The 26416-nt window shown below is 70.7% G+C and carries 23 protein-coding genes and 1 tRNA gene; 16 read left to right on the top strand and 8 right to left on the bottom strand.

Annotated features, from left to right (window positions below; all coding sequences use genetic code 11):
- The first annotated feature begins 18 nt into the window (after positions 1 to 18).
- A tRNA-Ala gene (locus tag ABZX79_RS17015) sits at positions 19 to 92 on the top strand.
- Positions 93 to 166: 74 nt separating this feature from the next.
- Here ABZX79_RS17015 and ABZX79_RS17010 read toward each other — a convergent pair.
- Positions 167 to 649 carry a GNAT family N-acetyltransferase gene (locus ABZX79_RS17010; protein ID WP_355257404.1) on the bottom strand — a complete coding sequence of 161 codons (483 nt, stop codon included), beginning with the start codon at positions 647 to 649 and terminating at the stop codon, positions 167 to 169.
- A 66-nt stretch (positions 650 to 715) separates the two neighbouring features.
- Here ABZX79_RS17010 and ABZX79_RS17005 point away from each other — a divergent pair, with 66 nt between their 5' ends.
- Positions 716 to 1513 (top strand): exodeoxyribonuclease III, encoded by a 798-nt coding sequence (locus tag ABZX79_RS17005; RefSeq protein ID WP_355257401.1) that lies wholly within the window; start codon positions 716 to 718, stop codon positions 1511 to 1513.
- A gap of 6 nt (positions 1514 to 1519) precedes the next feature.
- Here the strand turns inward: ABZX79_RS17005 and ABZX79_RS17000 are convergent, their stop codons facing one another.
- On the bottom strand, positions 1520 to 2176 hold the full coding sequence (locus ABZX79_RS17000) for a MerR family transcriptional regulator (protein WP_355257687.1): 657 nt from the start codon (positions 2174 to 2176) through the stop codon (positions 1520 to 1522).
- A 164-nt stretch (positions 2177 to 2340) separates the two neighbouring features.
- Here ABZX79_RS17000 and ABZX79_RS16995 point away from each other — a divergent pair, with 164 nt between their 5' ends.
- From ABZX79_RS16995 to ABZX79_RS16980, 4 genes are all read left to right on the top strand, one after another.
- Positions 2341 to 3903 (top strand): NAD(P)/FAD-dependent oxidoreductase, encoded by a 1563-nt coding sequence (locus ABZX79_RS16995; protein ID WP_355257398.1) that lies wholly within the window; start codon positions 2341 to 2343, stop codon positions 3901 to 3903.
- The gene (locus ABZX79_RS16990) at positions 3900 to 4850 is read left to right on the top strand and encodes an alpha/beta hydrolase (protein WP_355257395.1); all 951 of its coding nucleotides are present in this window, start codon (positions 3900 to 3902) and stop codon (positions 4848 to 4850) included. The genes ABZX79_RS16995 and ABZX79_RS16990 overlap by 4 nt, the downstream gene beginning before the upstream one ends.
- Positions 4847 to 5728, top strand: coding sequence for an SDR family oxidoreductase (locus ABZX79_RS16985; RefSeq protein WP_355257392.1), 882 nt, complete (start codon positions 4847 to 4849; stop codon positions 5726 to 5728). The genes ABZX79_RS16990 and ABZX79_RS16985 overlap by 4 nt, the downstream gene beginning before the upstream one ends.
- 101 nt (positions 5729 to 5829) lie before the next feature.
- Complete coding sequence (locus ABZX79_RS16980; protein ID WP_355257389.1) at positions 5830 to 6078, top strand: hypothetical protein; 249 nt, start codon at positions 5830 to 5832, stop codon at positions 6076 to 6078.
- Positions 6079 to 6626: 548 nt separating this feature from the next.
- Here the strand turns inward: ABZX79_RS16980 and ABZX79_RS16975 are convergent.
- Positions 6627 to 9878 (bottom strand): S41 family peptidase, encoded by a 3252-nt coding sequence (locus ABZX79_RS16975; RefSeq protein ID WP_355257684.1) that lies wholly within the window; start codon positions 9876 to 9878, stop codon positions 6627 to 6629.
- A 395-nt stretch (positions 9879 to 10273) separates the two neighbouring features.
- Between ABZX79_RS16975 and ABZX79_RS16970 the strand changes: the two genes are divergently transcribed.
- Both ABZX79_RS16970 and ABZX79_RS16965 read left to right on the top strand, forming a co-directional pair.
- Positions 10274 to 10849 carry a TetR/AcrR family transcriptional regulator gene (locus ABZX79_RS16970; RefSeq protein ID WP_355257386.1) on the top strand — a complete coding sequence of 192 codons (576 nt, stop codon included), beginning with the start codon at positions 10274 to 10276 and terminating at the stop codon, positions 10847 to 10849.
- Positions 10850 to 11011: 162 nt separating this feature from the next.
- A complete protein-coding gene (locus ABZX79_RS16965; protein ID WP_355257383.1) occupies positions 11012 to 13240 on the top strand; it encodes an MMPL family transporter in 2229 nt (742 codons plus the stop codon).
- A gap of 175 nt (positions 13241 to 13415) precedes the next feature.
- Here the strand turns inward: ABZX79_RS16965 and ABZX79_RS16960 are convergent, their stop codons facing one another.
- Positions 13416 to 13799 carry an SsgA family sporulation/cell division regulator gene (locus tag ABZX79_RS16960; protein ID WP_355257380.1) on the bottom strand — a complete coding sequence of 128 codons (384 nt, stop codon included), beginning with the start codon at positions 13797 to 13799 and terminating at the stop codon, positions 13416 to 13418.
- Positions 13800 to 13965: 166 nt separating this feature from the next.
- Between ABZX79_RS16960 and ABZX79_RS16955 the strand changes: the two genes are divergently transcribed.
- The 5 genes from ABZX79_RS16955 to ABZX79_RS16935 all read left to right on the top strand — a co-directional run bounded on the left by ABZX79_RS16955 (position 13966) and on the right by ABZX79_RS16935 (position 18790).
- A complete protein-coding gene (locus ABZX79_RS16955; protein WP_355257377.1) occupies positions 13966 to 15036 on the top strand; it encodes an energy-coupling factor ABC transporter permease in 1071 nt (356 codons plus the stop codon).
- Position 15037: 1 nt separating this feature from the next.
- On the top strand, positions 15038 to 15799 hold the full coding sequence (cbiQ, locus tag ABZX79_RS16950; RefSeq protein WP_355257374.1) for a cobalt ECF transporter T component CbiQ: 762 nt from the start codon (positions 15038 to 15040) through the stop codon (positions 15797 to 15799).
- The gene (locus ABZX79_RS16945) at positions 15796 to 16557 is read left to right on the top strand and encodes an ABC transporter ATP-binding protein (RefSeq protein ID WP_355257371.1); all 762 of its coding nucleotides are present in this window, start codon (positions 15796 to 15798) and stop codon (positions 16555 to 16557) included. Before cbiQ ends, ABZX79_RS16945 begins: the two co-directional genes overlap by 4 nt.
- A 276-nt stretch (positions 16558 to 16833) precedes the next feature.
- Complete coding sequence (locus ABZX79_RS16940; protein WP_355257681.1) at positions 16834 to 17991, top strand: serine hydrolase domain-containing protein; 1158 nt, start codon at positions 16834 to 16836, stop codon at positions 17989 to 17991.
- A 7-nt stretch (positions 17992 to 17998) separates the two neighbouring features.
- Complete coding sequence (locus tag ABZX79_RS16935) at positions 17999 to 18790, top strand: SDR family NAD(P)-dependent oxidoreductase (protein WP_355257368.1); 792 nt, start codon at positions 17999 to 18001, stop codon at positions 18788 to 18790.
- A gap of 261 nt (positions 18791 to 19051) precedes the next feature.
- On the opposite strand, the gene ABZX79_RS16930 is transcribed toward ABZX79_RS16935, so the two are convergent.
- From ABZX79_RS16930 to ABZX79_RS16915, 4 genes are all read right to left on the bottom strand, one after another.
- Complete coding sequence (locus ABZX79_RS16930) at positions 19052 to 19897, bottom strand: EamA family transporter (RefSeq protein WP_355257365.1); 846 nt, start codon at positions 19895 to 19897, stop codon at positions 19052 to 19054.
- Positions 19894 to 20385: a YbaK/EbsC family protein gene (locus tag ABZX79_RS16925; protein ID WP_355257362.1), complete on the bottom strand. Its 492-nt coding sequence runs from the start codon at positions 20383 to 20385 to the stop codon at positions 19894 to 19896. Before ABZX79_RS16925 ends, ABZX79_RS16930 begins: the two co-directional genes overlap by 4 nt.
- Before the next feature lie 59 nt (positions 20386 to 20444).
- Positions 20445 to 22076: a penicillin-binding transpeptidase domain-containing protein gene (locus tag ABZX79_RS16920; RefSeq protein WP_355257359.1), complete on the bottom strand. Its 1632-nt coding sequence runs from the start codon at positions 22074 to 22076 to the stop codon at positions 20445 to 20447.
- A gap of 133 nt (positions 22077 to 22209) precedes the next feature.
- Positions 22210 to 23931, bottom strand: a complete 1722-nt coding sequence (locus ABZX79_RS16915) for a phospholipid carrier-dependent glycosyltransferase (RefSeq protein ID WP_355257356.1) — start codon at positions 23929 to 23931, stop codon at positions 22210 to 22212.
- Positions 23932 to 23992: 61 nt separating this feature from the next.
- On the opposite strand from ABZX79_RS16915, the gene rsmI reads away from it, so the two are divergent.
- The 3 genes from rsmI to ABZX79_RS16900 all read left to right on the top strand — a co-directional run bounded on the left by rsmI (position 23993) and on the right by ABZX79_RS16900 (position 26382).
- Positions 23993 to 24910 carry a 16S rRNA (cytidine(1402)-2'-O)-methyltransferase gene (gene rsmI, locus ABZX79_RS16910; RefSeq protein ID WP_355257353.1) on the top strand — a complete coding sequence of 306 codons (918 nt, stop codon included), beginning with the start codon at positions 23993 to 23995 and terminating at the stop codon, positions 24908 to 24910.
- Positions 24911 to 25049: 139 nt separating this feature from the next.
- Positions 25050 to 25454, top strand: coding sequence for a hypothetical protein (locus tag ABZX79_RS16905; protein ID WP_355257350.1), 405 nt, complete (start codon positions 25050 to 25052; stop codon positions 25452 to 25454).
- 58 nt (positions 25455 to 25512) lie between these two features.
- Entirely contained in the window at positions 25513 to 26382 is an 870-nt protein-coding gene (locus ABZX79_RS16900) for a TatD family hydrolase (protein ID WP_355257347.1), read from the top strand.
- Positions 26383 to 26416: the final 34 nt, after the last annotated feature.

Genomic DNA, 26416 nt, shown 5'->3' with positions numbered 1-26416 from the left:
AAGTTTCACTCGTTGCAAGGGCCTGTGGCGCAGTCTGGTAGCGCACCTCGTTCGCATCGAGGGGGTCTGGGGTTCAAATCCCCACAGGTCCACCGCAGCTCAGAGCCCCAGTCGGAGAGATCCGGCTGGGGCTCTTTGGCGTTCCGTTGATGCCGCGCCATGTCCGTTACGGGGTCAGCGGCTTGGCGAAGCAGCGGCTGTCCTCGTATGCGCGGAAGTGGCCGAACTTCTTGGCGGGGGTGTAACCGCTCGACGTGTAGAGGGCGATGGCCTCCGGCTGCTGCGTTCCCGTCTCCAGGACCATGCGTATGCGGCCGGCCGCGCGGGCGTCGTCCTCCAGGGCGGCGAGGATGCGGCGGGCCAGGCCGATGCCGCGGCAATCGGGTATCACGTACATGCGCTTGAGTTCGGCGTCGCCGTCCGTGTAGCCCTCGCCGTTCTCGTCCTGCGTGCGCCAGGCGCCGGTGGCGACGGGGCGGTCCTGTTCGTCGTACGCGATGAGGAAGAGGCCGCCCGGCGGCCGGAACATGGCGGGGTCCAGCGGGGTCGTGTCGCCCTCGCCGTTGTAGCGCTCGATGTACTCCTGCTGCACTTCCGCTTCGAGCTTCACGGCGTCGGGGTGGTCGTACGGGCGTCTGCGGATATTCATGCGTGTCAGCGTACTTCTATGCAGGATCTGGCATCGGACGATTTTCGGGGTCTGTATTGTGCCGGGGTGCTCACTGTGACTTCCGCAAATGTAAATGGCCTGCGCGCTGCCGCCAAGAAGGGCTTCGTGCCGTGGCTGGCCGGGACCTCCGCCGATGTGATCTGCCTCCAGGAAGTACGGGCCGAACCCGGGCAGCTCCCCGAGGAGGTGCGCGACCCCGAGGGCTGGTTCGTTGTGCACGCACCGGCCGCGGCCAAAGGGCGGGCCGGTGTTTCGCTTTATACGCGGCGGGCGCCGGAGCGGGTGCAGGTCGGGTTCGGCAGTGCTGAGTTCGACGGGAGTGGGCGGTACGTCGAGGCGGATTTGCCTGGTGTGACCGTCGCCAGTCTGTATCTGCCCTCCGGTGAGGTCGGCACCGAGCGGCAGGACGGGAAGGTGCGGTTCATGGACGAGTTCCTGCCGTACCTGAAGGGGCTGAAGGAGCGCGCGGCGGCGGACGGGCGCGAGGTGCTGGTGTGCGGCGACTGGAACATCGCCCACCAGGAGGCCGACCTCAAGAACTGGAAGGCGAACCGGAAGTCCTCCGGATTCCTGCCGGAGGAGCGGGCCTGGCTGACGCGGGTGTTCGAGGAGGCGGCGTACGTCGATGTGGTGCGCGCACTGCACCCGGACCAGGAGGGCCCGTACACCTGGTGGTCGTACCGCGGGAAGGCCTTCGACAACGACTCGGGATGGCGCATCGACTACGCGGTGGCGACGCCGGGGCTGGCGGACCGGGCGGTCAAGGCGTACGTCGAGCGGGCGGCCAGCTATGACCTGCGCTGGTCGGACCATGCGCCGGTGACGGTGGTTTTCGAGCGCTGACGTCGGTCATACGTCTTTCTCCGCTCTGATCAGGCGGTCCAGGGCCATCGACAGTTCCGCCTCGACGACGCTCTTGGCGAGCGGGCGCAGGCGCTGCAAAGAGGCGCCGGCCGTGTCCTCGTCCAGGTGGGAGCGGACCATCGTCGCGAAGATCCCCGCCATGGCCGTCGTGTGCTCGCGCACCTCCCGGCCCGCCTGGAGCACGGCGGCCAGCGGTACGCCCTCGCGCACCAGGGCTGCCGACACGTCCAGCAGGCGGCGGCTGACGTGGACGATCTCCTCGCCGTCGGTGGCCAGGTAGCCGAGGTCGAGCGCGGTGGCCAGGTTCTCCGCGGTGACCTCGCCCGCGAAATGGTCGGCGAGGTCCTCGGGAGTGAGCCGGACCGGGGTCTCCTCGCTCCAGGTGGCGGAGGCGGCGTCCTCGCCGACGCCGAAGAGCTCGCCGACGTCGCGGCCGCTCTCGAAGGTGGCGGTGAGGTCCGCGATGCCGGTCAGGGTGTGGCCGCGCTCCAGCAGGGCGGCGATGGTGCGCAGCCGGGCCAGGTGGTGGTCGTCGTACCAGGCGATACGACCCTCACGTCGCGGTGGCGGCAGCAGCTTGCGCTCGCGGTAGAAGCGCAGGGTGCGCACGGTGATGCCGGCCTCCCTGGCCAGCTCCTCCATGCGGTACTCGCGTGCTGCTGTGACTTTGTCCACCCCGGAACCTTATGTCGTACCGCCGGTAACTTTCCTCTGTCGGACCCCTACCCATGAGTACGGCGCTGCTCTACTCTCCCAATCGTGCCAGTGATTGCTGGCAGAGTCGTGGGACCGCGGGAGGCGTCGGCATGGCCGAGCACGAGCACGTACGAGTGGCGGTGATCGGATCCGGATTCGGCGGCCTGGGCGCCGCGGTCCGGCTGCGCCGCGAGGGGATCACCGACTTCGTCGTCCTGGAGCGCGCCGATTCGGTGGGCGGCACCTGGCGGGACAACAGCTACCCGGGCTGCGCCTGCGACGTACCGTCCCATCTGTACTCGTTCTCGTTCGCGCCCAACCCCGACTGGCCGCGCACCTTCTCGGGGCAGGAGCACATCAGGGCGTACCTGGAGCACGTCACCGACACCTTCGGGCTGCGGCCGCACATCAGGCTGAACCACGAAGTGAAGATGATGCACTGGGACGGCGACGAGCTGCGCTGGGAGATCGAGACCGCGCGGGGCGACACGCTCACCGCGGATGTGGTGGTTTCGGCTACCGGGCCGCTGTCCGATCCGAAGATTCCGGATATTCCCGGGCTCGACGGGTTCCCTGGCAAGGTCTTCCATTCGGCGCAGTGGGACCACGACTACGACCTGCGCGGCAAGCGCGTCGCGATGATCGGGACCGGTGCGTCCGCGATTCAGATCGTGCCGTCGATCCAGCCCGATGTGGCCAAGTTGACGTTGTTCCAGCGGACGCCGCCGTGGGTGATGCCGCGCATGGACCGGGCCATCACCGGGCCCGAGCGGTGGCTGCACCGGCAGCTGCCGTTCACCGGGAAGGCGCGGCGCGGACTGCTCTTCGGGGTGCGGGAGTTGCAGGTCACCGCCTTCACCAAGCACCCGAACCAGCTCGGGCTCGTCGAGTCGCTCGCCAAGGCCAACATGGCCAAGGCCATCAAGGACCCGGCGCTGCGGGCCAAGCTGACACCGTCGTACCGGATCGGCTGCAAGCGCATCCTGCTGTCGAGCTCGTACTACCCGGCGCTCGCGAAGCCGAATGTGGACGTGGTGGCTTCGGGGCTCAAGGAGGTGCGCGGATCCACGGTCGTGGCGGCCGACGGGACCGAGACCGAGGTCGACGCGATTGTGTTTGGCACGGGCTTCCATGTCACCGACATGCCGATCGCCCAGCGAGTGGTGGGCGCGGACGGCATCACGCTCGCCGAGGCGTGGAAGGACGGGATGGAGTCGCTGCGCGGCGCGACGGCGGCGGGCTTCCCGAACTGGATGACGATCATCGGGCCCAACACCGGGCTCGGGAACAGCTCGATGATCCTGATGATCGAGTCCCAGTTGAATTACATGGCCGACTATCTGCGGCAGTTGAGGGTGCTGGGCGGCAAGGCGGCGCTCGGGGCGCGGGCTTCGGCCGTGCACGCGTGGAACCGGCGGGTGCAGGACCGGATGAAGCGGACCGTGTGGAACACGGGCGGCTGCGACAGCTGGTACCTGGACGCGAACGGTCGCAACACCACCATCTGGCCCGGTACGCCGAGCGAGTTCCGGCGCGCGACTCGGGAGGTGAACCTCGCGGAGTACGAGGTGATCCGGGTGCGGGCCGCTGCGGGCGAGGACGAGGGCGAGGGCGAGGCCGGGGTCGACGCCGGGGCCGACGCCGGCGTCGAGGCTGCGGAGGTTGTCGCATGAGCCGGCTGATGCGGGTGGTGGGAGAGCCGCAGCCGCTCGTCGCCTCGCGTGAGCTGACCGCCGTCTCCGCCGACGGATCGCGCCTGCACGTGGAGGTGTACGGGCCCGCGGATGCTCCCGCGCTGGTCCTGGCGCACGGCTGGACGTGCTCGACGCTCTTCTGGGCGGCACAGATCCGCGAGCTGGCCGGTGCGGGTGAGTGCCGGGTCGTGGTGTACGACCAGCGGGGGCACGGGCGTTCCCCGGCCGTCGGGCGCGACGGATACAGCACCGACGCCCTCGCCGACGACCTCGAAGCGGTGCTCGCCACCGCGCTCGCGCCCGGGGAGCGGGCCGTACTGGCCGGGCACTCCATGGGCGGCATGACGATGATGGCCGCCGCGGGGCGGCCGGGCTTCCGTGAGCACGCGGCGGCGGTTCTGCTGTGCAGTACGGGGACTTCGCGGCTGGTCGCCGAGTCGCTCGTACTGCCGATGCGGGCCGGGCGGCTGCGGACCCGGATCACGCGGGCGGTGCTGGGGGCGCGGGCGCCGCTGGGGCCGGTCACGCCGCTGTCGAAGGTCATTCTCAAGTACGGGACCATGGGGCCCGGGGCGTCGCCGGAGCGGGTGGCGGAGTGCGCTCGTATCGTCCACGCCTGTCCGCGAGCGGCGCGAGTGGCCTGGTCGCACGTGCTGGGCGAGCTGGATCTGGCTGCGGGTGTACGGGACTTGACCGTACCCACCGCCGTCATCGCGGGGACCGCCGACCGGCTGACGCCGCCTGTGCACGCCCGCGAGATCGCTGCGGCGCTGCCGCATTCGCTGGGGCTCACCGAGCTGACCGGCGTCGGGCACATGACGCCGGTGGAGGCGCCGGAGGTCGTTACGGCGAAGCTTCGTGAGCTTGTGAGTGAGTACGTCGCCGTTCCGGCCGATTCGAGTGAAGAGAAGGAGCAGGCCGTATGAGCAGTAAGCGGAGCCTGGAGGGTCAGGTCGCGGTCGTCACGGGCGCGGCACGGGGTGTCGGCGAGCTGCTGGCGCGCAAGCTCTCGGCGCGCGGCGCGAAGGTGGCGCTGGTCGGGCTGGAGCCGGACGAGCTGAAGCAGGTGGCGGGGCGGCTGCACGCCGAGGCGGACTGGTGGTACGCCGATGTCACCGACCACGAGGCGATGGCGCAGGTCGCGCGGGAGGTGAAGGAGCGGTTCGGGAAGGTCGACATCGTCGTCGCCAACGCGGGGGTCGCGGCCGGTGGGCCGTTCGTGGACTCCGATCCGGTCGCTTGGCGGCGGGTCATCGAGGTCAACTTGATCGGCGGGGCGGTGACGGGGCGGGCGTTCCTGCCGGTGCTGATGGAAAGCCGGGGGTACTTCCTCCAGATCGCGTCGCTGGCGGCGATCACGCCGGCGCCGATGATGACGGCGTACTGCGCGTCGAAGTCGGGGGTCGAGGCGTTCGCGCATTCGCTGCGGGCCGAGGTCGGGTATCGCGGGGTGCGGGTCGGGGTCGGGTACCTTTCGTGGACCGACACGGACATGGTGCGGGGCGCGGACCAGGACGACGTGATGCGGGAGTTGAGGCAGCGGCTGCCGTGGCCTTCGAACCGGACATATCCGCTCGGTCCGGCGGTCGACCGGATCGTCGCGGGGATAGAGCGGCGTTCGTCGCATGTGTACGCGCAGTGGTGGCTGCGCGGGATGCAGTCCGTGCGGGGCTATCTGCCGACGCTGATCGGGGTGGTGGGGCAGCGGGAGATGAAGCGGTTCGAGCCTCGGCTGGCGGGGGTCTCGAAGGGGCTTGTGGGGGCGGGGGGCGAGGCGGACGCGAAGGTGCGTACGCAGCGTTAGTGATCGAAATGCGTTGAATGTCCGGTCGTGTCAGTCTGGTCGAGCCCGCGGGGCGCTACGCCCCGCTTCCATCCCGTCACACCCCAACAGGAGTGAACCTCATGGGCATCAAGGACCAGTTCAAGGACAAGGCGCAGGAGCTTGCGGACCAGGCCAAGCAGGCCAAGCAGAGTGGGCAGCAGGGTACGCGGCCCTCGCAGCCCTCGCGTGGCGGCGGCGTGCAGGACGAAGCGTCGGAGCGGGTCCGTCGGGCCCGGGAGGACCGGGAGGACCGGGAGCCGGGGCGGGGCCGGGACATGCTGGACATGGACGACGAGCTGGGCGAGGGCCCGGAGCGTTACCGCGGCTGACGCGGTGCGGGGCGTTGCCTCGTGATCGTCGTGAAGGGCGCACCCGGTCACCACTGGGTGCGTCTTTCGCGTGGCGGGGCGGGGGTGCGGGACACCGATGGGCGGGGCTTCGCCCCGGCCCCCCACCCGCCCGGCGCTTCGCGCCGGTGGGGGATCCCCGGCGCTGCGCGCCGTGGCCTTGCCCACCCACGCCCGCCCGTTGGGGCGGGGCTGCGGAGGTGCGGGTCTCCGGTGGGTTGCTGGGCGCCGTTGGCGGCTGGGGATTGGGTGGGGCGCCACTGTGCGGGCGCCGTTGGCGGCTGCGGGTTGGGTGCGGCGCCACTGCGCTGCCGCGCAGGCGGACGGTGGCCGAGGGCAGCGCCCGCCGTTTTGAGTGCCGCAGGCGCCGACGGTGTTCCGTCACTCACGGGAGACCTGTGCCTCTCGCAGCTCCGTTCCAGCGGGTGGGCGGGGTGGGGCAGGGGGCGGCGCGCAGCGCCGGGCTTACGCAGCGGCGCGGAGCGCCGTGTGGGGCGCGCGGGGCGGAGCCCCGCGTCATCTCTGCCCACTCACCCCGTGCGCGGGGGCAAGTTGGGGCGGGTTTTGTTCGGGACGTTCGAGTACGTCGGCGGGGTTGCCGCCGGGCGCGAAGCCAGGAGGTCCAGCGCCACCTGGACCGCGTCGGCCAGCTGTGCGTGGCGGCCCTCCGCCCAGTCGAGCGGCGTACGCAGCACCTCGATGTCCGGCTCCACGCCGTGGTTCTCGACCGTCCAGCCGTACGCGTCGAACCACGCCGCGTTCATCGGCACGGTGATCACCGTGCCGTCGCCCAGAGTGTGGCGGCCGGTCATGCCCACCACGCCGCCCCAGGTGCGCTGGCCCACCACCGGGCCCAGTTTCAGCAACTTGAACGCCGCCGTGATCATGTCGCCGTCCGACGACGTCGCCTCGTCGGCCAGGGCGACCACCGGCCCCCGGGGGCCGTTCGAGGCGTACGAGACCGGCTGCGCGTCCCGCGTCAGGTCCCAGCCGATGATGGTGCGGGTGAGTTTTTCGACGACCAGTTCGCTGATGTTGCCGCCCGCGTTGCCCCGTACGTCGACGATCAGGGCCGGGAGTGAGACCTCCATCCGCAGGTCGCGGTTGAACTGCGCCCAGCCGGAGCCGCCCATGTCGGGGATGTGCAGGTAGCCGCACTTCCCGCCGCTCAACTCCCGCACCACCTCCCGGCGTTTGGCCACCCAGTCCTGGTAGCGGAGGGGACGCTCGTCGATCAGCGGGACGATCGCGACCCGGCGGGCCGGGCCTTCGCCCTCCGCCGGCTTGAACGTCAGCTCCACCGTCGTTCCCCCGGCCGCCGAAAGCAGGGGGTACGGGCCCGCCACCGGGTCCACCGGGCGGCCGTCCACGTGCGTGAGGACCGCGCCCTCCCTGATGCCCGTACCGGCCAGCGGTGAGCGTGCCTTGGAGTCGGACGACTCGCCGGGGAGGATGCGGCGTACCAGCCATGCCCCGTCCCGGCACACGAAGTTCGCGCCGAGCAGGCCCATCGCCCGCTGGTAGTGCGGCGGCCCCTCGTTGCGGCGCGCGGAGGCGACGTACGCGTGCGAGGTGCCCAGCTCGCCCAGGACCTCGCGCAGCAGGTCGGCGAACTCGTCGGGGGTCGCCACGCGTTCGAGCAGCGGGCGGTACTGGTCGAGGACCGACTCCCAGTCGATGCCGCACATGTGCGGTTCCCAGAAGTACGCCCGGACGATGCGGCCCGCCTCCGCGTACGCCTGGCGCCACTGCGCCTCCGGGTCGACCTGGTGCATGATGCGGCGCAGGTCCAGGTAGACCGTCGTGTCGGTGTCGCCGGTCTCGGTGGCGGGGACGGCGCGCATCTCGCCCTCGTCCATCACCACCAGGCGGGTGCCGTCGCCGCTCACCGCGAACCAGTCCAGGTCGGCCACGAGTTCCGTCTTGCGCGCCTTGGTGAGGTTGAAGTGTTCGAGGGTGGGGCGGCCCGACACGTCGGCAGGGTTCGCGAACGTCTCGCCCAGCGCTCCCGAGATCGGCCAGCGCAGCCACACCAGGCCGCCGCCGGAAACGGGCTGCAGGCCCGAGTACTTGGAGGCGGCCACGGGGAAGGGCGTCACCCGGCTCGCCAGGCCCTCGACCTCGACGAGCACCGTCATGCCGTCGGTGCTCTCGCTCTCCTCGCCTTCCACCGGGTCAAGACCGCCCGCCGCCGGACGGCCTTCCGCGGACACCGCGAAGGGGGACGGCGTCGCGGAGGAGAGCGGGACGAGGTAAGGGCGGCAGCCCAGCGGGAACGAGAGGTCCCCGGTGTGGACGTCGTACACCGGGTCGAAGCCTCGCCAGGAGAGGAAGGCGAGATAGCGGCCGTCGCTCGTGAAGACCGGGTTCTCGTCCTCGAAGCGGCCGTTCGTCACGTCGATGATTTGCTTTGATTCGATCTTGGCCAGTTTGATCTGGCGCAGGGAGCGGCCGATTCCGGGGTGCGACCAGGTCAGCCAGGCTCCGTCGGGGGAGAAGGCGAGGTCGCGGACGGGGCCGTTGGCGGAGCGGGTCAGTTCGGTGACCTCGCCGGGTTCGCCTTCCGGTTCTTCCATCGTGCTGACCAGGAGGAGGCGGCCGTCGTGGGAGGCGATCGCGATGCGTTCGCCCTCCGGGTCCGACACCAGGTCGTGTACGCGCCCGAGCTTGCCGGCGGCGAGGCGGCGCGGCTCGCGCCCGCCGCTCGCGCGCGGCAGGTACGCGATCTCGATCGCGTCCTCGCCCTCCGCGTCCGTGATGTACGCGACCTGGCCGCTGCCGCCGAGCATCTCGGGCAGGCGGGCCCGTACGCCCGGGGTGTCCGTGATGGTGCGGGCGGGGCCGTCGCGGTGGGTCAGCCAGTACAGGCTGCCCCGGACCACGACCGCGCTGGCGCGGCCCGTGGCGTCGACGGACAGGCCGTCGACGTTGGCGGCGGCCGGGACCTGGTACGTGCGCCGGCCGGCCCGGGGGCCGCCGAGGCGGACGTCCAGGCGGCGCGGTACGGCGCCGGGGGACAGGTCGTCGACCAGCCACAGGTCGCCCGCGCACTGGTAGACGACGCGGGTGCCGTCGCTGGAGGCGTTGCGTGCGTAGAACGCGTCGTGGTCGGTGTGGCGGCGGAGATCGGTGCCGTCGTACTGGCAGGAGTAGAGGTTGCCCACGCCCTCGTGGTCGGAGAGGAACGCGATGCGTCCGTTCACGAACATGGGGCAGTTGAGGTGGCCGCCGATGTCGGGCAGCAGTCGCTCGCCGTGCAGCCACAGGCGGCCGGTGGCGCCGCCCCGGTAGCGCTTCCAGGCTGCCGGCTCGTGCGGGGGTTTTCCGGTGAGCAGGAGCGTACGGCGCTCGTTGTTGATGTCCGCTACCGCGATGTCGGAGACCGGGCCCCAGGGGAGCTGGGAGCCGGGGCTGCCGTCCGTGGGGAGGGTGTAGGCCCACGAGAAGTGCGAGAACGGCTGGCCGTGGGAGGCGACGGCGAGGATGTGCGGAGGGTGGTCGGGCGATTCGGGGGTCCAGCCGCAGACGCGGGTGTCGAGGGATCCCCAGTAGCTGAGCCTGCGGGCGGGGCCGCCGTCCACGGGGGCGAGGTGGACTTCGGGGTCGAGGCTGCGCCAGGTGGTGAACGCGATGTGGCGGCCGTCGGGGGAGAAGCGGGGGTGGGAGACCTTCGTACGGTCGACGGTGATGCGCCAGGCGCGGTCCGGCTGCTTCCCGGGCGGGACGATCGGGGCCAGCCAGAGGTCGTCCTCGGCGGCGAAGCAGAGCAGGTCGCCGTGCAGGTGCGGGAAGCGGAGGTAGGCGAGGGTGTCGCTTCGTGTGGTCGCGGGGGTCGCGCCTCTGCCGTGTGCGGGGGCTGCGGGGTCGGTGCCGCGCCGCGGCGTCTCCTCGGGCGTCGAACGTTCGGGTACGGAGATCTCTTCGGGGTGGTTGCGTTCAACGCCCTGCGGGGAGCGCCCCGACGCGTCCCCTCCTGGCACCGTGCTTCGCGCGGCGGGCGTGGTCTCTTGCGGGCCGACGGACCCGGGTGCGTCGCTCACCCCCCAATGCTTTCCGCATGGCGGGGGCGCGGCAACTTGTGGGACAGATCACGATCGAAACGGTTTCGTTTCGGTGGGGCGGGGGCGTAGCGTACTTGGTGTACGAAACCGTTTCGTTCGGTTCGGAGGAGGTTGGGATGGGACGCACGCGGCTTACGGCCGAGCGCGAGAGTGAGTTGTACGAAGCCGTCCTCGACCTGCTCCGGGAAGTCGGGTACGACGGGCTGACCATGGATGCCGTCGCGTCCCGCACGCGGTCGAGCAAGGCCACCCTCTACCGCCAGTGGGGGAGCAAGCCGGAGCTCGTGGCCAGGGCGCTGCGGCACAACAAGCCCGTCAGTGTTGCCGACATCGACACCGGGACGCTGAGGGGCGATTTCCACGCCCTGGTGGAACGGACCGATGACTGCCAGCTGGAGAGGGACTCCGCGCTGATGCGGGGGCTCGCCCAGGCCGTGCACGCGAACCCTGATCTCCATCAGGCGCTGCGGGAATTGCTCATCGCGCCTGAACTCACTGGGTTGGACGGTCTGCTGCGGCGTGCTGTCGACCGGGGGGAGATCCCTGCCGAGACAGCCGCTCTGCGGTACGTCCCGCACATGCTGGTCGGCGCCTTCGTCGCCCAGGAGCTCATCGAGGGCCGGTCGCCCGACCGGGCCTTTCTCGCCGACTACGTCGATGCCGTGGTGCTGCCCGCGCTGGGTGCCGCCTGATGGCTCCGGTGTAGCAGTGGCTTAGTCCCAGCGGCGCCGTGGAATCTCCCCGCCCGGCGTCCGTCCCCGTAGAAACGCTCCACCTGACGCGCACCGCTCTCGTCGTCGGGCTGGTCACCCATGCCCTGTTCGTACCAACGACCTGACCGGGAGTACGCCCTCGTGGCCACATTCCTTTACACAATGGGCCGGTTCGCCTTTCGCCGCCGCCCCTTCGTCGCCCTCGCCTGGGTCGCGCTGCTGGTGCTCGCCGGTGTCGGCGCCGCCTCCGCGTCCACCGCCACTTCCAGTTCCTTCTCCATACCCGGGACCGAGGCTCAGAAGGCGTTCGACCTTCTTGATGAGCGCTTTCCCGGTGCTGCCGCGGACGGCGCCACCGCCCGCGTGGTGTTCAAGGCTCCCGAAGGGGAGCGGATGACCGATGCCGGCCACCGGGAGGAAGTTGAGGGGGTTGTTGCCGGGCTCAAGAGTGGTTCCGGGGCCGATCAGATCGCCTCGATTGTCGATCCGTACGCGGGCAAGGCTCTCAGCCGTGACGGTACGACCGCTTATGTGCAGGTCTCGTACAAGGTCAGCGGTATGGAGCTGACGGACGCGGCCCGGGAGGCGCTCGTTGAAGCCGGTGACGAGGCGCGGGACGCGGGGCTGACCGTCGAGATCGGTGGTGACGCGCTCCAGGCCGTGCCCGAGACCGGGTCCGGCGAGATCATCGGAGTGGCCATCGCCGCGATCGTGCTGGTCATTACTTTTGGGTCGCTGATCGCCGCGGGGCTGCCGCTGCTCACCGCGCTCATCGGGGTGGGGATTGGCATTTCCGCCATTACCGCTCTGGCGAACGTTCTTGACCTTGGCTCCACCACCTCCACGCTCGCGATGATGATCGGGCTCGCGGTCGGCATCGACTACGCGCTGTTCATCGTGTCCCGCTACCGCGCCGAGCTGGCCGAGGGGCGTGAGCCGGAGGACGCGGCTGGGCGGGCCGTCGGAACTGCTGGGTCCGCTGTTGTATTCGCCGGGCTGACCGTTGTGATCGCGCTGGTCGGGCTCGCCGTCGTCAACATTCCGATGCTGACCAAGATGGGCTTCGCCGCAGCGGGCACCGTGGTGATCGCCGTTCTCATCGCGCTCACGCTGGTTCCGGCGCTGCTCGGGTTCGCGGGGAAGAAGGTCTTCGGGCGCAAGGCCCGCAAGCGGCAGGGTGAGGTCGCCGCGGACGGCGCGGGCAAGCCCAACATGGGTACGCGCTGGGCTCGGTTCGTACTGCGCCGGCCGGTCGCCGTGCTCGTCACCGCGGTTGTCGGGCTCGGCATCGTCGCCGTACCCGCGGCCTCGCTGGAGATGGGGCTGCCCGACGACGGTTCGCAGCCCGTCAGCACCACCCAGCGCAAGGCGTACGACCTGCTCTCCGACGGCTTCGGGCCGGGCTTCAACGGGCCGCTCATGCTGGTCGTCGACGTCAAGGGCGCCGACGAGCCCAAGGACGCCCTGGCGAAGGTCACCGACACCGTGAAGGGCATGGACGGCGTCGCCGCCACCGTGCCCGGGCCGCTGAACAAGGCCGGCGACACGTCGGTGGTTACCGTCGTTCCGAAGGACCGGCCCAGTTCGGAGGGGACCGAGGAGCTCGTACGGTCCATCCGCGACGCGGGTACGGACCTGACGTCCGACACCGGCGCCGAAGTCCTGGTCACTGGCTCGACGGCCATGAACATCGACTTCTCGCAGAAGATGAACGACGCGCTGCTGCCCTACCTCGCGCTCGTCGTCGGCCTCGCGTTTCTGCTGCTGATGGTCGTTTTCCGGTCGGTTCTCGTACCGCTCAAGGCGGCGCTCGGGTTCCTGCTGTCCGTGGTGGCGGCGCTGGGCGCGGTGGTCGCGGTCTTCCAGTGGGGCTGGCTGGCGAGTGTGTTCGGCGTCGAGCAGACCGGGCCGGTGATGTCGATGATGCCGATCTTCATGGTGGGTGTCGTCTTCGGTCTCGCCATGGATTACGAGGTCTTCCTCGTCACGCGCATGCGTGAGGCGTACGTCCACGGGGAGCGGCCGGGACAGGCGATCGTCACCGGCTTCCAGCACGGCGCGCGCGTCGTCACCGCGGCGGCCGTGATCATGATGGCCGTGTTCGCCGGCTTCATCGGTTCCAGCGAGTCGATGGTCAAGATGATCGGCTTCGGGCTCGCGATCGCCGTCCTCTTCGATGCCTTCGTCGTCCGGATGGCCATCGTGCCGGCGGTGCTGGCACTGCTCGGCAAGAAGGCGTGGTGGCTGCCCCGCGGGCTCGACAAGGTGCTGCCGAACGTGGACGTCGAGGGTGAGCAGCTGCGCAAGGAGCTGGGCGACGACGGCGCCGGCGGCGATGCCCCGGGTGAGCGGGAGCTGGTGCGTGCGTAGGCGCTGAAAGCTGTAGAGCTCCGGGGCCGCTGCCTGAGCGGAAGGCGGTCCCGGTCGCGCACCGGCTCGTGGGGACGGGATCCGGTGCGACGGTGAGGTCCCCCTGCGGGTTACGGCAACTGCCGGTCCGGTCCAGGGGGACCTCACCGTTTTTCGGTGGGAGGGACGGGCGGGATCAGTGGTCGGCTTCGGCGAGTGGTGGCTCTTCGACGGCGTGCGTACGGCGCAGGAAGCGCAGCAGCGGCGTCCGGTCGAACTGGATCACAGCCATGCCCTGCGGCAAACGCAGTTCCATCACCGCCTGCACCCTGCCGCACGGCCAGACCTTGACGTCACCGTTCTCCGTTTCGGTCGGGCGGCTCATGCCCCCCTCCAGGAGGGCCCGGTCGAAGACCCATTCGTTCTCGGCGCCGTCGGGCGAGACGTCCGGCGGGAAGATCAGGTGCACCGCGAGCGGGTCTTCCCCGGGGTCGTACCGGAGGGCGACCGGGACGGCGTGGCGCTGGGGGCCATCGGTGATCAGGCAAGCCCGTGCGTGGTCCTCAATTGCGGGGTGCATCGGGCGGCTCCTCAGTTTCGGGGGCTTTGTCCTCTAATGTCCCATATTTTGGGGCGCGCGCTCCGCTTTATTTGTGACCAGTGCGCTCTTGCGACCTCTTTGCAAGAGGGCACTATCATCGAACGGTTAATCACCCCCGCGCACGCGCAGGAAGCGGAGCCTCCCCATGCATGTCCCCGACGGATTCATCAACACACCTGTCTCGGCTGTGGCAGGTGTTGTCGCGGTGGGCGCCGTCGCCGTCAGCCTGCGCGGCGCGCGCCGCGAACTGGACGAACGGACGGCCCCGCTCGCCGGGCTCGTCGCCGCGTTCATCTTCGCCGTACAGATGCTGAACTTCCCCGTCGCGGCCGGCACCAGCGGGCATCTGCTGGGCGGCGCGCTCGCCGCGATACTCGTCGGCCCGTTCACCGGTGTGCTGTGCATCTCGGTCGTCCTGCTGATGCAGGGCATCCTCTTCGCGGACGGCGGGCTCACCGCGCTCGGTGTCAACATCAGCGTCATGGGCGTGGTGACGGTTCTCGTCGCGTACGCGCTCTTCCGCGGCCTCGTGAAGATCCTTCCGCGCCGCCGCCCGTCCGTCACCGCCTCCGCGTTCGTCGCCGCGCTGGTGTCCGTGCCCGCCGCTGCCGCGGCCTTCACGCTGATCTACGCCGTCGGCGGCACGACGGACGTGCCGATCGGCAAGGTGCTGACCGCGATGGTCGGCGTACACGTCCTCATCGGCATCGGCGAGGCCGCGATCACCGCGCTGACCGTGGGCGCCGTCATCGCCGTACGCCCCGACCTGGTCCACGGGGCGCGCGGACTCTCCGCGCCGCTCAAGCTCCTGGTCGGCGGCGAGCTGGTGGACGCCGCCCCCGCCGACGCCCCGGCTCCCGTCGCCGCTCGCTCCACCCGCAAGGTGTGGGGCGCGGGGCTGGCCTCGGCGCTCATCCTCGCCGGGTTCGTTTCTTTCTACGCTTCCGCGAGCCCGGACGGACTGGAGAAGGTCGCCGCCGACCAGGGCTTCGACAAGAAGGCCGAGGAGCACGCCGCCGCCGACTCCCCGCTCGCCGACTACAGCATCAGCGGCATCACCGACGGCCGTATCTCCGGCGGCCTCGCCGGAGTCGTCGGCGTCGGTGCGACCGTCGCCGTCGGCAGCGGCATCTTCTGGACGGTGCGGCGCCGTCGCGACGCCGGCCGGCCGGCCGAGGTCACGCCGGCGCGTACCAAGGACAAGGAAACCGCCTGACATGGGCGCGGGTCACGCCCACAAGCTCTACCGGCACGGGCACAGCGCGGTGCACGCCCTGCCGCCGCACTGCAAGCTCGCCGCCGTCTTCTGCTTCGTGCTCGTTGTCGTCTCCACGCCGCGTGAGGTGATGTGGGCGTTCGGGCTGTACGCGGTGCTGCTGGGGATGGTCGCGTACGCCGCGCGGGTGCCGGCCGGGCTCCTGCTGAAGCGGCTGCTCATCGAAGTGCCCTTTGTGGCGTTCGCGGTGCTGATGCCCTTTGTGGCGCAGGGGGAGCGGGTGGAGGTGCTCGGCATGTCGCTGAGCGTCTCGGGGCTGTGGGGTGCCTGGAACGTCCTGGCGAAGGGGACGCTCGGCGTCGCCGCCTCTGTCCTGCTCGCGTCCACGACCGAACTGCGGTCTCTGCTGCTCGGGCTGCAGCGGCTGAAGCTGCCGCCGCTGCTCGTACAGATCGCGTCGTTCATGATCCGGTACGGCGATGTGATCACGGATGAGATGCGCCGGATGTCGATCGCCCGGCGCTCGCGCGGATTCGAGGCGCGGGGCGTGCGGCACTGGGGTGTCCTGGGCAAGACCGCGGGTGCGCTCTTCATCCGCTCGTACGAGAGAGGTGAACGGGTGCATCTGGCCATGATCAGCAGGGGGTACACCGGCACGATGCCGGTGATCGACGAAGTGACCGCGACGCGAACGCAGTGGTCGTACGCGGCCGCACTGCCGGTTTCGGCGCTGGCGGTCTGTCTGCTGGGATGGACCCTATGACCACGATGCCCACGATGTCTCTTGAGGTGAGCGGCCTCGCGTACGCCTATCCGGACGGCCACCAGGCGCTCTTCGGCGTCGACCTGTCGGTCGCACGCGGCGAGCGAGTCGCGCTGCTCGGCCCCAACGGCGCGGGCAAGACCACGCTCGTGCTCCACCTCAACGGCATCCTCACGGCGGGCGCGGGTTCCGTGACCGTGGCGGGGCTGCCCGTCGGGAAGCAGCACCTCGCCGAGATCCGGCGCCGGGTCGGCATCGTCTTCCAGGACCCCGACGACCAGCTCTTCATGCCGACGGTCCGCGAGGACGTGGCCTTCGGGCCGGCGGCGGCGGGCATGCGCGGCGCGGAGCTGGAGGCGTGCGTCGCGGCGGCGCTGGAGCGGGTGGGCATGGCGGAGTACGCGGACCGGCCGCCGCACCACCTGTCCTTCGGGCAGCGGCGGCGGGTGGCGGTCGCGACCGTACTGGCGATGGAGCCGGAGATCCTGGTGCTGGACGAGCCGTCGTCCAACCTGGACCCGGCGTCGCGGCGCGAACTGGCGGACATCCTGCGGTCGTTGGACGTGACGGTGCTCATGGTCACGCATGACCTGCCGTACGCGCTTGAGCTGTGCCCGCGGTCGGTGATTCTGAGCGGGGGCGTGATGGTGGCGGACGGGCGGACGCAGGAGCTGCTGTCGGACGATGTGGTGATGCGGGAGCATCGACTGGAACTGCCGTTCGGGTTCGACCCGGGTTCGGTGCGGGTGGAGGCGTAGGGACGCCGCAGGTGGGGTGGGTGCGGGCTGGGTGCTGGAGCCGCTGCGCGGGGCTTTCCCCGACCCGCCCCTTCCCGAACTGGGGCCCTGCCCCAGGCCCGGACCACACAGACGCCCTACGGGCGTGTCCTCAAACGCCGGACGGGCTGGATGTTGCCGCTTGCGGCAACCTTTCAGCCCCTCCGGCGTTTGAGGAGCGGGGTCTGGGGCAGCGCCCCAGTTCAAGGCCCCGCGCAGCCGCATTGCACCATGGGGGGCATGAGCGCGAGCGCAGTAGTGGATGCACAGGGCACGGTGGCCGCCGGATTCGAACCGGTCAGGGACGCGTTCGTACGTAACTTCGGGCAGCGCGGTGAGCGCGGCGCCGCAGTCGCCGTCTACCGCCACGGCCGCAAGGTCGTCGACCTCTGGGCGGGGACGAGAGACGTGGACGGCACGGAGCCGTGGGCGGTCGACACCGCCCAGGTCGTACGGTCCGCGACCAAGGGCGTCGCCGCCGCAGTCCCGCTGCTCCTCCATCAGCGCGGACAAATCGACCTGGACGCCCCCGTCGCCACCTACTGGCCGGAGTTCAAGGCGAACGGCAAGGAGCGGGTGCTCGTACGGCACCTGCTGTCCCACCGGGCCGGCGTACCGGTGCTCGACCGCCCCCTGACGCCCGCCGAGGCCATCGACGGAGTCTCCGGGCCGCGCGCCGTCGCCGCCCAGGCGCCCGCCTGGGAGCCCGGCACCGACCACGGCTACCACGCGCAGACGTACAGCTGGCTGATCGGCGAGCTCGTGAAGCGCGTGACGGGGCGGACCGTCGGGCGCTGGATCGCCGAGGAGATCGCCCGGCCGCTCGGCCTCGACTTCTGGGTCGGGCTGCCGGCGGACGAGGCGCACCGGGTCGGCCGCGTCGGTCCCGTCGAGCCGCCGCCCCTGGACGGCGGGTCGCTGCGGCTGCGGCCCAAGCGGAGCGTCAGCGAGGCGTACGGAGATCCGGCGTCGCTGACCCGGCGCGCGTTCGGTGCGATCGATCCGCTCGCGGACGAGAACGACCCGGCGTACCGGGCCGCCGAACTTCCCGCGTCCGGCGGGATATCCACCGCGCGGGCGCTGGCCCGCTGTTACGCGGCGATGATCGGGGAGGTCGACGGGCACCGGCTGTTCGCCCCGGCGACGCTCACCCTCGCGCGGACCGAGGAATCGTCCGGTCCCGACCGGGTCCTGATCGTCAACACCCGCTTCGGGCTCGGCTTCATGCTGCACGGCTCCGGCGCGCCGCTGCTCGCGCCCGGTTCGTTCGGGCACCCGGGGCGGGGCGGCTCGCTCGGGTTCGCCGATCCGGAGTCGGGGATCGCCTTCGGGTACGTAACCAATGGGCACCAGAAGGGAGTTACCGCCGACCCGCGTGCCCAGGCCCTGGTCACAGCGGTGCGTTCCGCTGCATGATCGGCTGATGCAGACCACAGGTTCGACACGTTTCGAGGGGTACGGCGTCCTGGTCACCGGCGCCGGCCGCGGCATCGGCGAGGCGATCGCGCGGCGGTTCGCGGACGAGGGGGCGCGGGTCCTCGTCACGGATGTGGACGGCGCACGGGCCGAGAAGGCCGCTGGAGCGATCGCGGGGGCGCGGGCGTTCGCCTGCGACGTGGGCGACCGGGCGTCGGTGGAGGCGGCAGTCGCGTACGCGGTACGGGAGTTCGGGGCGCTCGACGTACTCGTGAACAACGCGTACTCCTGCGCGCCGGACGCGGAGCTCTTCGAGGACGCGGACGAAGCGGTGTGGCAGCGCGACCTCGACGTCACGCTGACCGGCGTCTTTCGCTGCGCGCGGGCGGCGCTGCCGCACCTGGTCGCTTCGGGGCGCGGGGCGATCGTCAGCGTCGGGTCGGTCAACGGGCAGCAGGACTTCGGCAATCACGCGTACAGCGCCGCCAAGGCGGGTCTCGCGAGCCTGACCCGGACACTGGCGGGGCACGCGGCGGCGCGGGGCGTACGGGTCAACCTGGTGGAGCCGGGGACGGTACGGACAGATGCGTGGGCGGGCAGGGACGGCGCGCTCCGGCGGGCGTCGGCGCACTACCCGCTGGGCCGGGTCGGGGAGCCGGACGACATCGCGGCGGCGGTCGCGTTCCTCGCGTCCCGCGACGCGGCGTGGATCACGGGGGTGACGCTCCCGGTGGACGGCGGCCTGCTGATCAGCAACCTGGGCCTGAGGGGGGCGTTCGCCGGCCCGCAGGACGACTGACTCGCGCCGCCCCTCAACCTTCCCGCACCGTGGACTGGGCGGTGGCGTTGGGTCGGTGCCGCGCCGGGGCGTCTCCTCGGGTGCCGAACCTTCGGGCACTCCCGGTTCTTCGGGGTGGTTGCGTTCGACACCCTGCGGGGAGCGCCCCGACACGTCCCCTCCGCCACCGTGGAACGCGATGCGGGGGCGGCGGGCCCAGTCCTGCGGTGGGGGGAGCGGCGGTTGTGGCCCGCTGCGGGCCGCGCCGTCCGGCTGCGCCCGTCAACTCGTGTGGAGCATCAGGCCGATCCCGATCACCATCAATCCCGCCGCCGCGATTCTCGGGGCCCCGAAGCGCTCCTTGAAGAACAGTGCGCCTATCGCCGCCCCCACGATGATCGACGACTCCCGCAGCGCCGCGACCGGTGCCAGCGGGGCGCGCGTCTGGGCCCACAGGACCAGGCCGTACGCCGAGACCGCCATGGCCGCGCCCAACAGGCCCCGTGCGGCCAGGGGGCGGAGCTGGGTGAGGAGTTGGGAGCGACGGCGGTAGAAGGTGTACGCCGGGATCCCGACGCCTTCGAGGATCATCAGCCACGCGATGTAGCCCAGCGACGAGCCCGACGCCCGCACCCCCACGCCGTCCACCACCGTGTACGCCGCGATCGACAGACCGGTGGCGAGCGCCGCCACCAGCGCCGGCCAGTGCGGCCGCGAGCCCCGGATGCCCCACAGGGCGACGCCGACCAGGCCCGCGCAGGCCACCACGACGCCCGTCATCTGCCACCCGTCCGGCACCTCGCCCACGAAGACCGCCGCCAGCACCGTCACCACCAGCGGCGCCGTGCCGCGCGCGATGGGGTACATCTGCCCGAAGTCGCCGAGCGTGAACGACCGCATGAGCAGCGCCATGTACGCCACGTGGAGCACGGCGGAGGTGATCAGGTACGGCCAGGCGCCCGCCGCCGGGAAGGGCACGAACGCGGCGGCGGCCAGGCCGATCAGGGCGCCACCGCCCGAGATGAGCGTGAACGAGAGCAGCTGGTCCTTGATGTGGTGCGCGATCGCGTTCCAGCCGGCGTGCGTGATCGCGGCGATCAGGACCGCCGCCGCGACTATCGGCGTCACGTGGTCTGCTCGCGTACGTCCACCAGCGCGCCGCCCGCGTGGGCGATCAGCGTTTTCGGCTCCATCGGGAAGACCGTGTGCGGGGTGCCCGCCGCCGCCCACACCACCGCGTGGTCGAGCAGCCCCCGGTCGGCCAGCACCCGCGTCTTCGTGCGGTGGCCGAAGGGCGGTACGCCGCCGATCGCGTAACCGGTGGTCTGCCGTACGAGATCGGCACTCGCGCGCTTGACCTTCTCCGCGCCCAGTTCGCGTCGTACGAGCTCCACGTCGACCCGCGACGAGCCGTCCATCAGGACCAGGACGGGCACCCCGTCGGCCTCGAAGATCAGCGACTTGACGATCTCGTCGACCCCACAGCCGATCGCCGCCGCCGCCTCGGCGGCGGTGCGCGTGGCGTCGGGGAAGCGGCGTACCTCGAGCTCCGCGACGCCGAGCGTGCGCAGGGCTTCGGCGAACCGGGGGTGGGCCTGGCTTTCCGGAGTGCTCATGGGCCGCACGCTAGCGGTAGTTGTACGGGCCATGCGAGCCGGTTTCGGGTCGGGCGCCGTCAGCCGGCCCGCAGTACCGCCGCCACCAGCGGGCCCGCCGCGTCGCCGCCGTGGCCGCCCGATTCGACGGACGCCGCTGCCGCGACGTCGTCGCTGAAGGCGGTGAACCAGCTGTTGGGCTTGCCCTGTCCGCCGACCTCGGCCGAACCGGTCTTGGCGCCCTTGTCGCCGCCGACCGAGGCCATCGCCTTCGCACCCGTGCCCCACGCCGCCGTCTGCCGCATCATGCCGACCAGCTGGCTGTGTACGGAGGGGGAGAGGGAGCGGGCCGCCGTAGCGATCTCCCGGCCGTCCAGCGACTGCGGCACGATGACCGGCTGCTTGAACGTGCCGGCCTTGGCGGTGGCGGTGACGGACGCCATGTTGAGCGCGTTCATCTGGACCGTGCCCTGCCCGATGTACTGCGCCGCCGCTTCGCCGCCGGTGGCCTCGGGCACCGAACCGTCCTTGGTGACGATCCCGGTCTGCCAGTCGAGTCCGAGACCGAAGACCTCGCGCGCGGTCTTCGGCAGCGCCGCGTCGTCCTTGGTGTCGTCGATCAGCTTGATGAAGGACGTGTTGCAGGAGCGGGCGAAGCTGGTGGTGAAGGTGCCGTCCGGGATCTCGAACATCTTCAGGTTGTGAAAGCTCACGCCCTGGTACATCACGGTCTTCGGGCACTCGGCCTTGCGGTCCGCTCCCACCAGGCCCTTCTCCAGCAGCATCGCCGCCGTCACGATCTTCATCGTGGAGCCCGGCGCCTGCTCGCCCATGACCGCCGCGTTGTAGCCGTCCACGCGGTTGTTGGCGACGGCCAGGATCTCGCCCGTGCTCGGCTTGACCGCCGCTACCGACGCCTCGCTGTACTTCTTCACCGCCGTCTCGGCGGCCGCCTGCACGTCCGCGTCCAGGGTCGTCGGCAGCTTGCCGGGCTTGCCCTTGGTGAGGGTGACCAGGGTTCGGGGGGCGGGCACGTCGTCGCCGGCGCTGCCGCTCTCGATGGCCAGCTCGACGCCCGGTTTCCCGCCGGCCTGCTCGCCGTACTTCTCCCGCAGCGCGTCCAGCACGGGCCCGAGCGACGGGTACTTCTCCTTCGTCAGCTCGGTGCCGTCGCGGTCGACCGCCTTGATGGGCGGAGCCGAGGCCTCGCCCGTCCTCAGCACCTCGCCGGGCTTGATGTCGGGGTGCATGACGGCCGACTTCCAGTCGACCAGGGCCTTGCCCGAGGTCTTGCCGCGCACGACGGTCAGCTCCGACTCGTACGAGAAGGGCTTGCTCTTGCCCTTGTACGTCACCGTGGCATCGGCGGTGAACGGCACCTTCGCCCCGGCCGCCGTGCCCGCCGTCAGTTTCACTTCACTGATGTGCGCCATCTCGCGGTAGGCGGTCAGCGCGGGCTGCGCCTCGGCGGCGTTGTTGGTCAGATCAGCGGCCAGGGGGGCGTTGCCCTCCGCCCAGGCGGCGAGGAACTCCTTCGAAGCCTGCGCGATCTCGTCCGCGCTCGGCGGCCCCGACTTCTCCCGCGCCGAGAAAGTCCCGACGTCCGAACCGTCGGCCTCGCCGCTCACCACGGAGTACGCCCCGAATCCCACGCCGGCGGCCGCGACCACGAACACTCCGCCGACTATGGCGACCTTCGCTCCACTGCGCATGCTGTGCAGTCCCCTCCCCAGGAGTCCCCCGCTTCCTGAACTGAACATGTTCAAGAAGTGCTGTACCGCACTGTACGGGACCCCAGTGACACCAGGGGTGACTGTTACAGGACCGGGACGAACCCCCCGGCGGTCACACCCACGTATCGAGCCAGATGCGGTTGCGCCAGTCGCCTATGGGGAGGGTCTGGCCGGTGTAGATCGGCCAGAAATAGATGAAGTTCCAGATGATGAGCAGTACGAGCACCCCCGCGCCGACCGCGCCCGCCGTCCGTCGCCGCTCGTGGGAGCCCGGTGGACCCAGCATCGCGCCGATCATCATCGCCAGCGCCAGACACAGGAACGGCACGAAGACGACGGCGTAGAAGAGGAAGATCGTCCGCTCCTGGTAGAAGAACCAGGGCACCCACCCCGCCGCGATGCCGCACGCGATCGCCCCCGCCCGCCAGTCGCGCCGGAACGCCCAGCGCCACAGCACGTACAGGACCGCGAAACAGGCCGCCCACCACAGCAGCGGGGTGCCGAGCGCCAGCACCTCCTGGGCGCAGTCGCTCTTCTCGGTCGCCGGGCAGCCCTCCTCGCCGGGCTTCGGCGACTCGTAGAAGTACGAGACCGGGCGGCCCAGGACGATCCAGCTCCACGGGTTCGACTGGTAGGTGTGACCGGACGTCAGGTTGACGTGGAAGCTGTAGACCTCGGTCTCGTAGTGCCACAGGCTGCGCAGCCAGTCGGGCAGCCAGGTCCAGTTGCCGCCCCGGCCGTCCCCCTGCGCCCAGTTGCGGTAGTAGCCGCCCTTGGTGACGATCCAGCCCGTCCAGGAGGCGACGTACGTCACGAAGGTGACCACGACCGTCGAGACGAACGCCGGCAGGATGTCCCGCTTCAGCACCGAGAGGTACGGCCACACCGCGCCCGCGGTCTTGCGCGCCCCCACGTCCCACGCCACCGTCAGCAGCCCGAACGCCGCCAGGGTCATCAGGCCGTTCCACTTCGTGCCGAAGGCGAGACCCAGGCACACCCCCGCCGCGATCCGCCACGGCCGCCACCCAAGCCGCAGCGTGTCCGCGACCCTGGCGTCCGGGCGCAGTACGCCTTCGTCGTCGCACGGGAGCGCCGCCGCGAGCCTGCGCCGGGCCCGGTCCCTGTCGATCAGCAGACAGCCGAACGCGCCCAGCACGAAGAACATCAGCACCTGGTCGAGCAGCGCCGTGCGGCTCATCACGAAGTGCAGGCCGTCCACCGCGAGCAGCGCGCCCGCCAGGCACCCGAGGAAGGTCGAGCGGAACAGACGGCGGCCGATCCGGCAGAGCATCAGGACCGACAGCGTGCCCAGGACGCAGACCATGAAGCGCCAGCCGAACGGCGTGAACCCGAAGAGCTGCTCGCCGATGCCGATGACCCACTTGCCGACCGGCGGATGCACCACGTACCCGGGGTCGGCGGGGACCGTGACCCCCGACGGATCGGCAAGAATCGACTTGTCGATGTCCTTCGGCCACTGGCCCTCGTACCCCTGGTGAATGAGCGCCCAGGCGTCCTTCGCGTAGTACGTCTCGTCGAATATCACCGCCTTCGGGCTGCCGAGGTTCCAGAACCGCATCAGCCCCGCGACGAGCGCGACGAGCAGCGGCCCGCCCCACGCGGCCCACCGCACCAGGTGCGCCGCGAGTACGGGCGGCACCCCGAGGACGCTCCAGACCTGGGTGCCGGGCTTGCTGTACGGCGGCACGAGCCGTTCGCGCAGCCCAATGACGGGCCTGGGTACGTAGCCGAATCGGCGCAGCCGCTGCTGCCAGGAGGGCGGCTGTTCCCCTGGGGCCCGGCCCTGCTGGGCTTCTGACGCGGTACTGGTCACCGCGCCATCGTAGGGAACACATCTGTGCGCGTCGTGTGCGCGCCCTGCGAGGATGGCTCTTGTGACTGGAACGACTGGAACGACTGGAACGACCGCGACCGCATCGACCGGAACGCTCGTACTCGCCGGGACCCCCATCGGGGATGTGGCCGACGCGCCGCCGCGCCTCGCCACCGAACTCGCGACGGCCGACGTCGTGGCAGCCGAGGACACCCGGCGGCTGCGCCGCCTCACGCAGGCGCTCGGGGTGCAGACGACCGGCCGTGTCGTGTCGTACTTCGAGGGCAACGAAACCGCCCGTACGCCCGAACTCGTCGAGGCACTGGAGGACGGCAAGCGGGTCCTGCTCGTCACCGACGCGGGCATGCCGTCCGTCTCCGACCCCGGTTACCGGCTGGTCGCCGCGGCCGTCGAGAGGGACATCAAGGTCACGGCCGTGCCCGGCCCGTCGGCCGTGCTGACCGCCCTCGCCCTGTCCGGCCTGCCCGTCGACCGCTTCTGCTTCGAGGGCTTTCTGCCCCGCAAGGGCGGCGAACGCCTCGGCAAGCTGCGCGAGGTCGCCGCCGAGCGGCGCACCATGGTCTTCTTCGAAGCGCCGCACCGTCTCGACGACACCCTGGCCGCCATGGCCGAGGTCTTCGGCGACGAGCGCAGGGCCGCCGTGTGCCGCGAGCTGACCAAGACGTACGAGGAAGTGAAGCGCGGCCCGCTCAAGGCGCTCGCCGAATGGGCGGCCGAGGGCGTACGGGGAGAGATCACCGTCGTCGTCGAAGGTGCCTCGGACGCGCCGCAGGATCTGGACCCGGCGGAGCTGGTGCGCAGGGTGCAGGTGCGCGAGGAGGCGGGGGAGCGGCGCAAGGAGGCCATCGCGGCGGTCGCCGCCGAGGCGGGACTGCCCAAGCGCGAGGTGTTCGACGCGGTCGTCGCGGCAAAGAATGCGGCACGAACAGGCTCCGCGGACGTCAAAGGACTATCGTAAATAGCTAAAGCTTCCTAAAGCCGCAGACCGCGCACCGGGCCTTTTTCCATGGAAGGGCCAAGACCGGTCCATATATCGACAGGCACCGATGCGCTCCCGCCGATAAAGGCGTCCACTGGACCAGTGGAAAGGAGCTGGCATGAGCGAGATCGCAGACACCGCCGGCGCAGGAACCACCGTTCACGAGGCCTACGCCTTCGCCTGCATGAGGTGCGGGCACGGCTGGGAGCAGTCCTTCGAGATACACCACCACGTCGACGGCAAGGGCCACGAATTCGTGACCTACACGGCTGACGGAGAACGCGTTCCCTCGCCGCTGTCCCGGCCCACCTGTCTGAACTGCGGCGGGCATGTCGTGCGGATCATGAAGGCGGGGCAGGTCTCGTCGATCAGGGAAATGCTGAGGGCGGCCGTAGTGGACGCCCCCATGGGGCCGGTGGTGGGCATCGCCGGGCCCGCGCTCGAGGACGCCCCGGGCCCGGTGCGGGTGAAGCACAACTGGCGCGTGGCCGATCTGCTGCACCCCTTCCACCACCGGAAGTGAGCCGCGGGCAGGGCAGCGGCCGGTGGGAGGGGCGCCCGGTTTTCGTACGATCGTGACCATGAGCCCCAAGGACGCACTCCCGCCGCTGCCCGAACCCCTTCGGGGAGAGGTCGCCGATTCGCACACCCACCTGGACATGCAGGACGGCACCGTCGAGGAGGCCCTGACGAAGGCCGCCGCGGTCGGTGTCACGACCGTCGTCCAGGTCGGCTGCGACGTGAAGGGCTCCCGCTGGGCGGCCGAAACGGCGGCGGCGCACGAGAACGTGCACGCCGCCGTCGCCCTGCACCCCAACGAAGCCCCCCGCATCGTCCTCGGAGACCCCGACGGCTGGTCGCGGCAGGGCGCGCGCATCCCGGGCGGGGACGGCGCCCTCGACGACGCGCTCACCGAGATCGACCAGCTCGCCGCCCTGCCGTACGTACGGGGTGTGGGCGAGACCGGCCTTGACTACTTCCGTACGGGCCCCGAGGGCATGGCGGCCCAGGAGCGGTCCTTCCGCGCCCACATCGAGATCGCCAAGCGGAACGGCAAGGCGCTCGTCATCCACGATCGCGAGGCGCACGAGGACGTACTGCGCGTACTCGACGAGGAGGGCGCTCCCGAGCGCACCGTCTTCCACTGCTACTCCGGCGACGCCGCGATGGCCGAAGTCTGCGCGCGCAAGGGCTACTTCATGTCCTTCGCGGGGAACATGACCTTCAAGAACGCCCAGCACCTGCGGGACGCACTCGCCGTCGCGCCGCTGGAGCTCGTCCTCGTCGAGACGGACGCACCGTTCCTGACCCCGGCGCCGTACCGCGGACGGCCCAACGCCCCGTACCTCATTCCGGTCACCGTGCGGGCGATGGCGGCGGTCAGGGGAATCGAGGAGGACGTGCTGACGGCGGCGCTCGCCGCGAACACGGCACGCGCGTTCGACTACTGAAACCTCGCAACCCTCCGTAGCCGTGTTGCTTTGG

It is taken from the genome of Streptomyces sp. NPDC002994 (assembly GCF_040611155.1).
In the GTDB taxonomy this organism is placed as follows: Bacteria; Actinomycetota; Actinomycetes; order Streptomycetales; family Streptomycetaceae; genus Streptomyces.
This window is presented reverse-complemented; position numbering and strand designations above follow the sequence as displayed.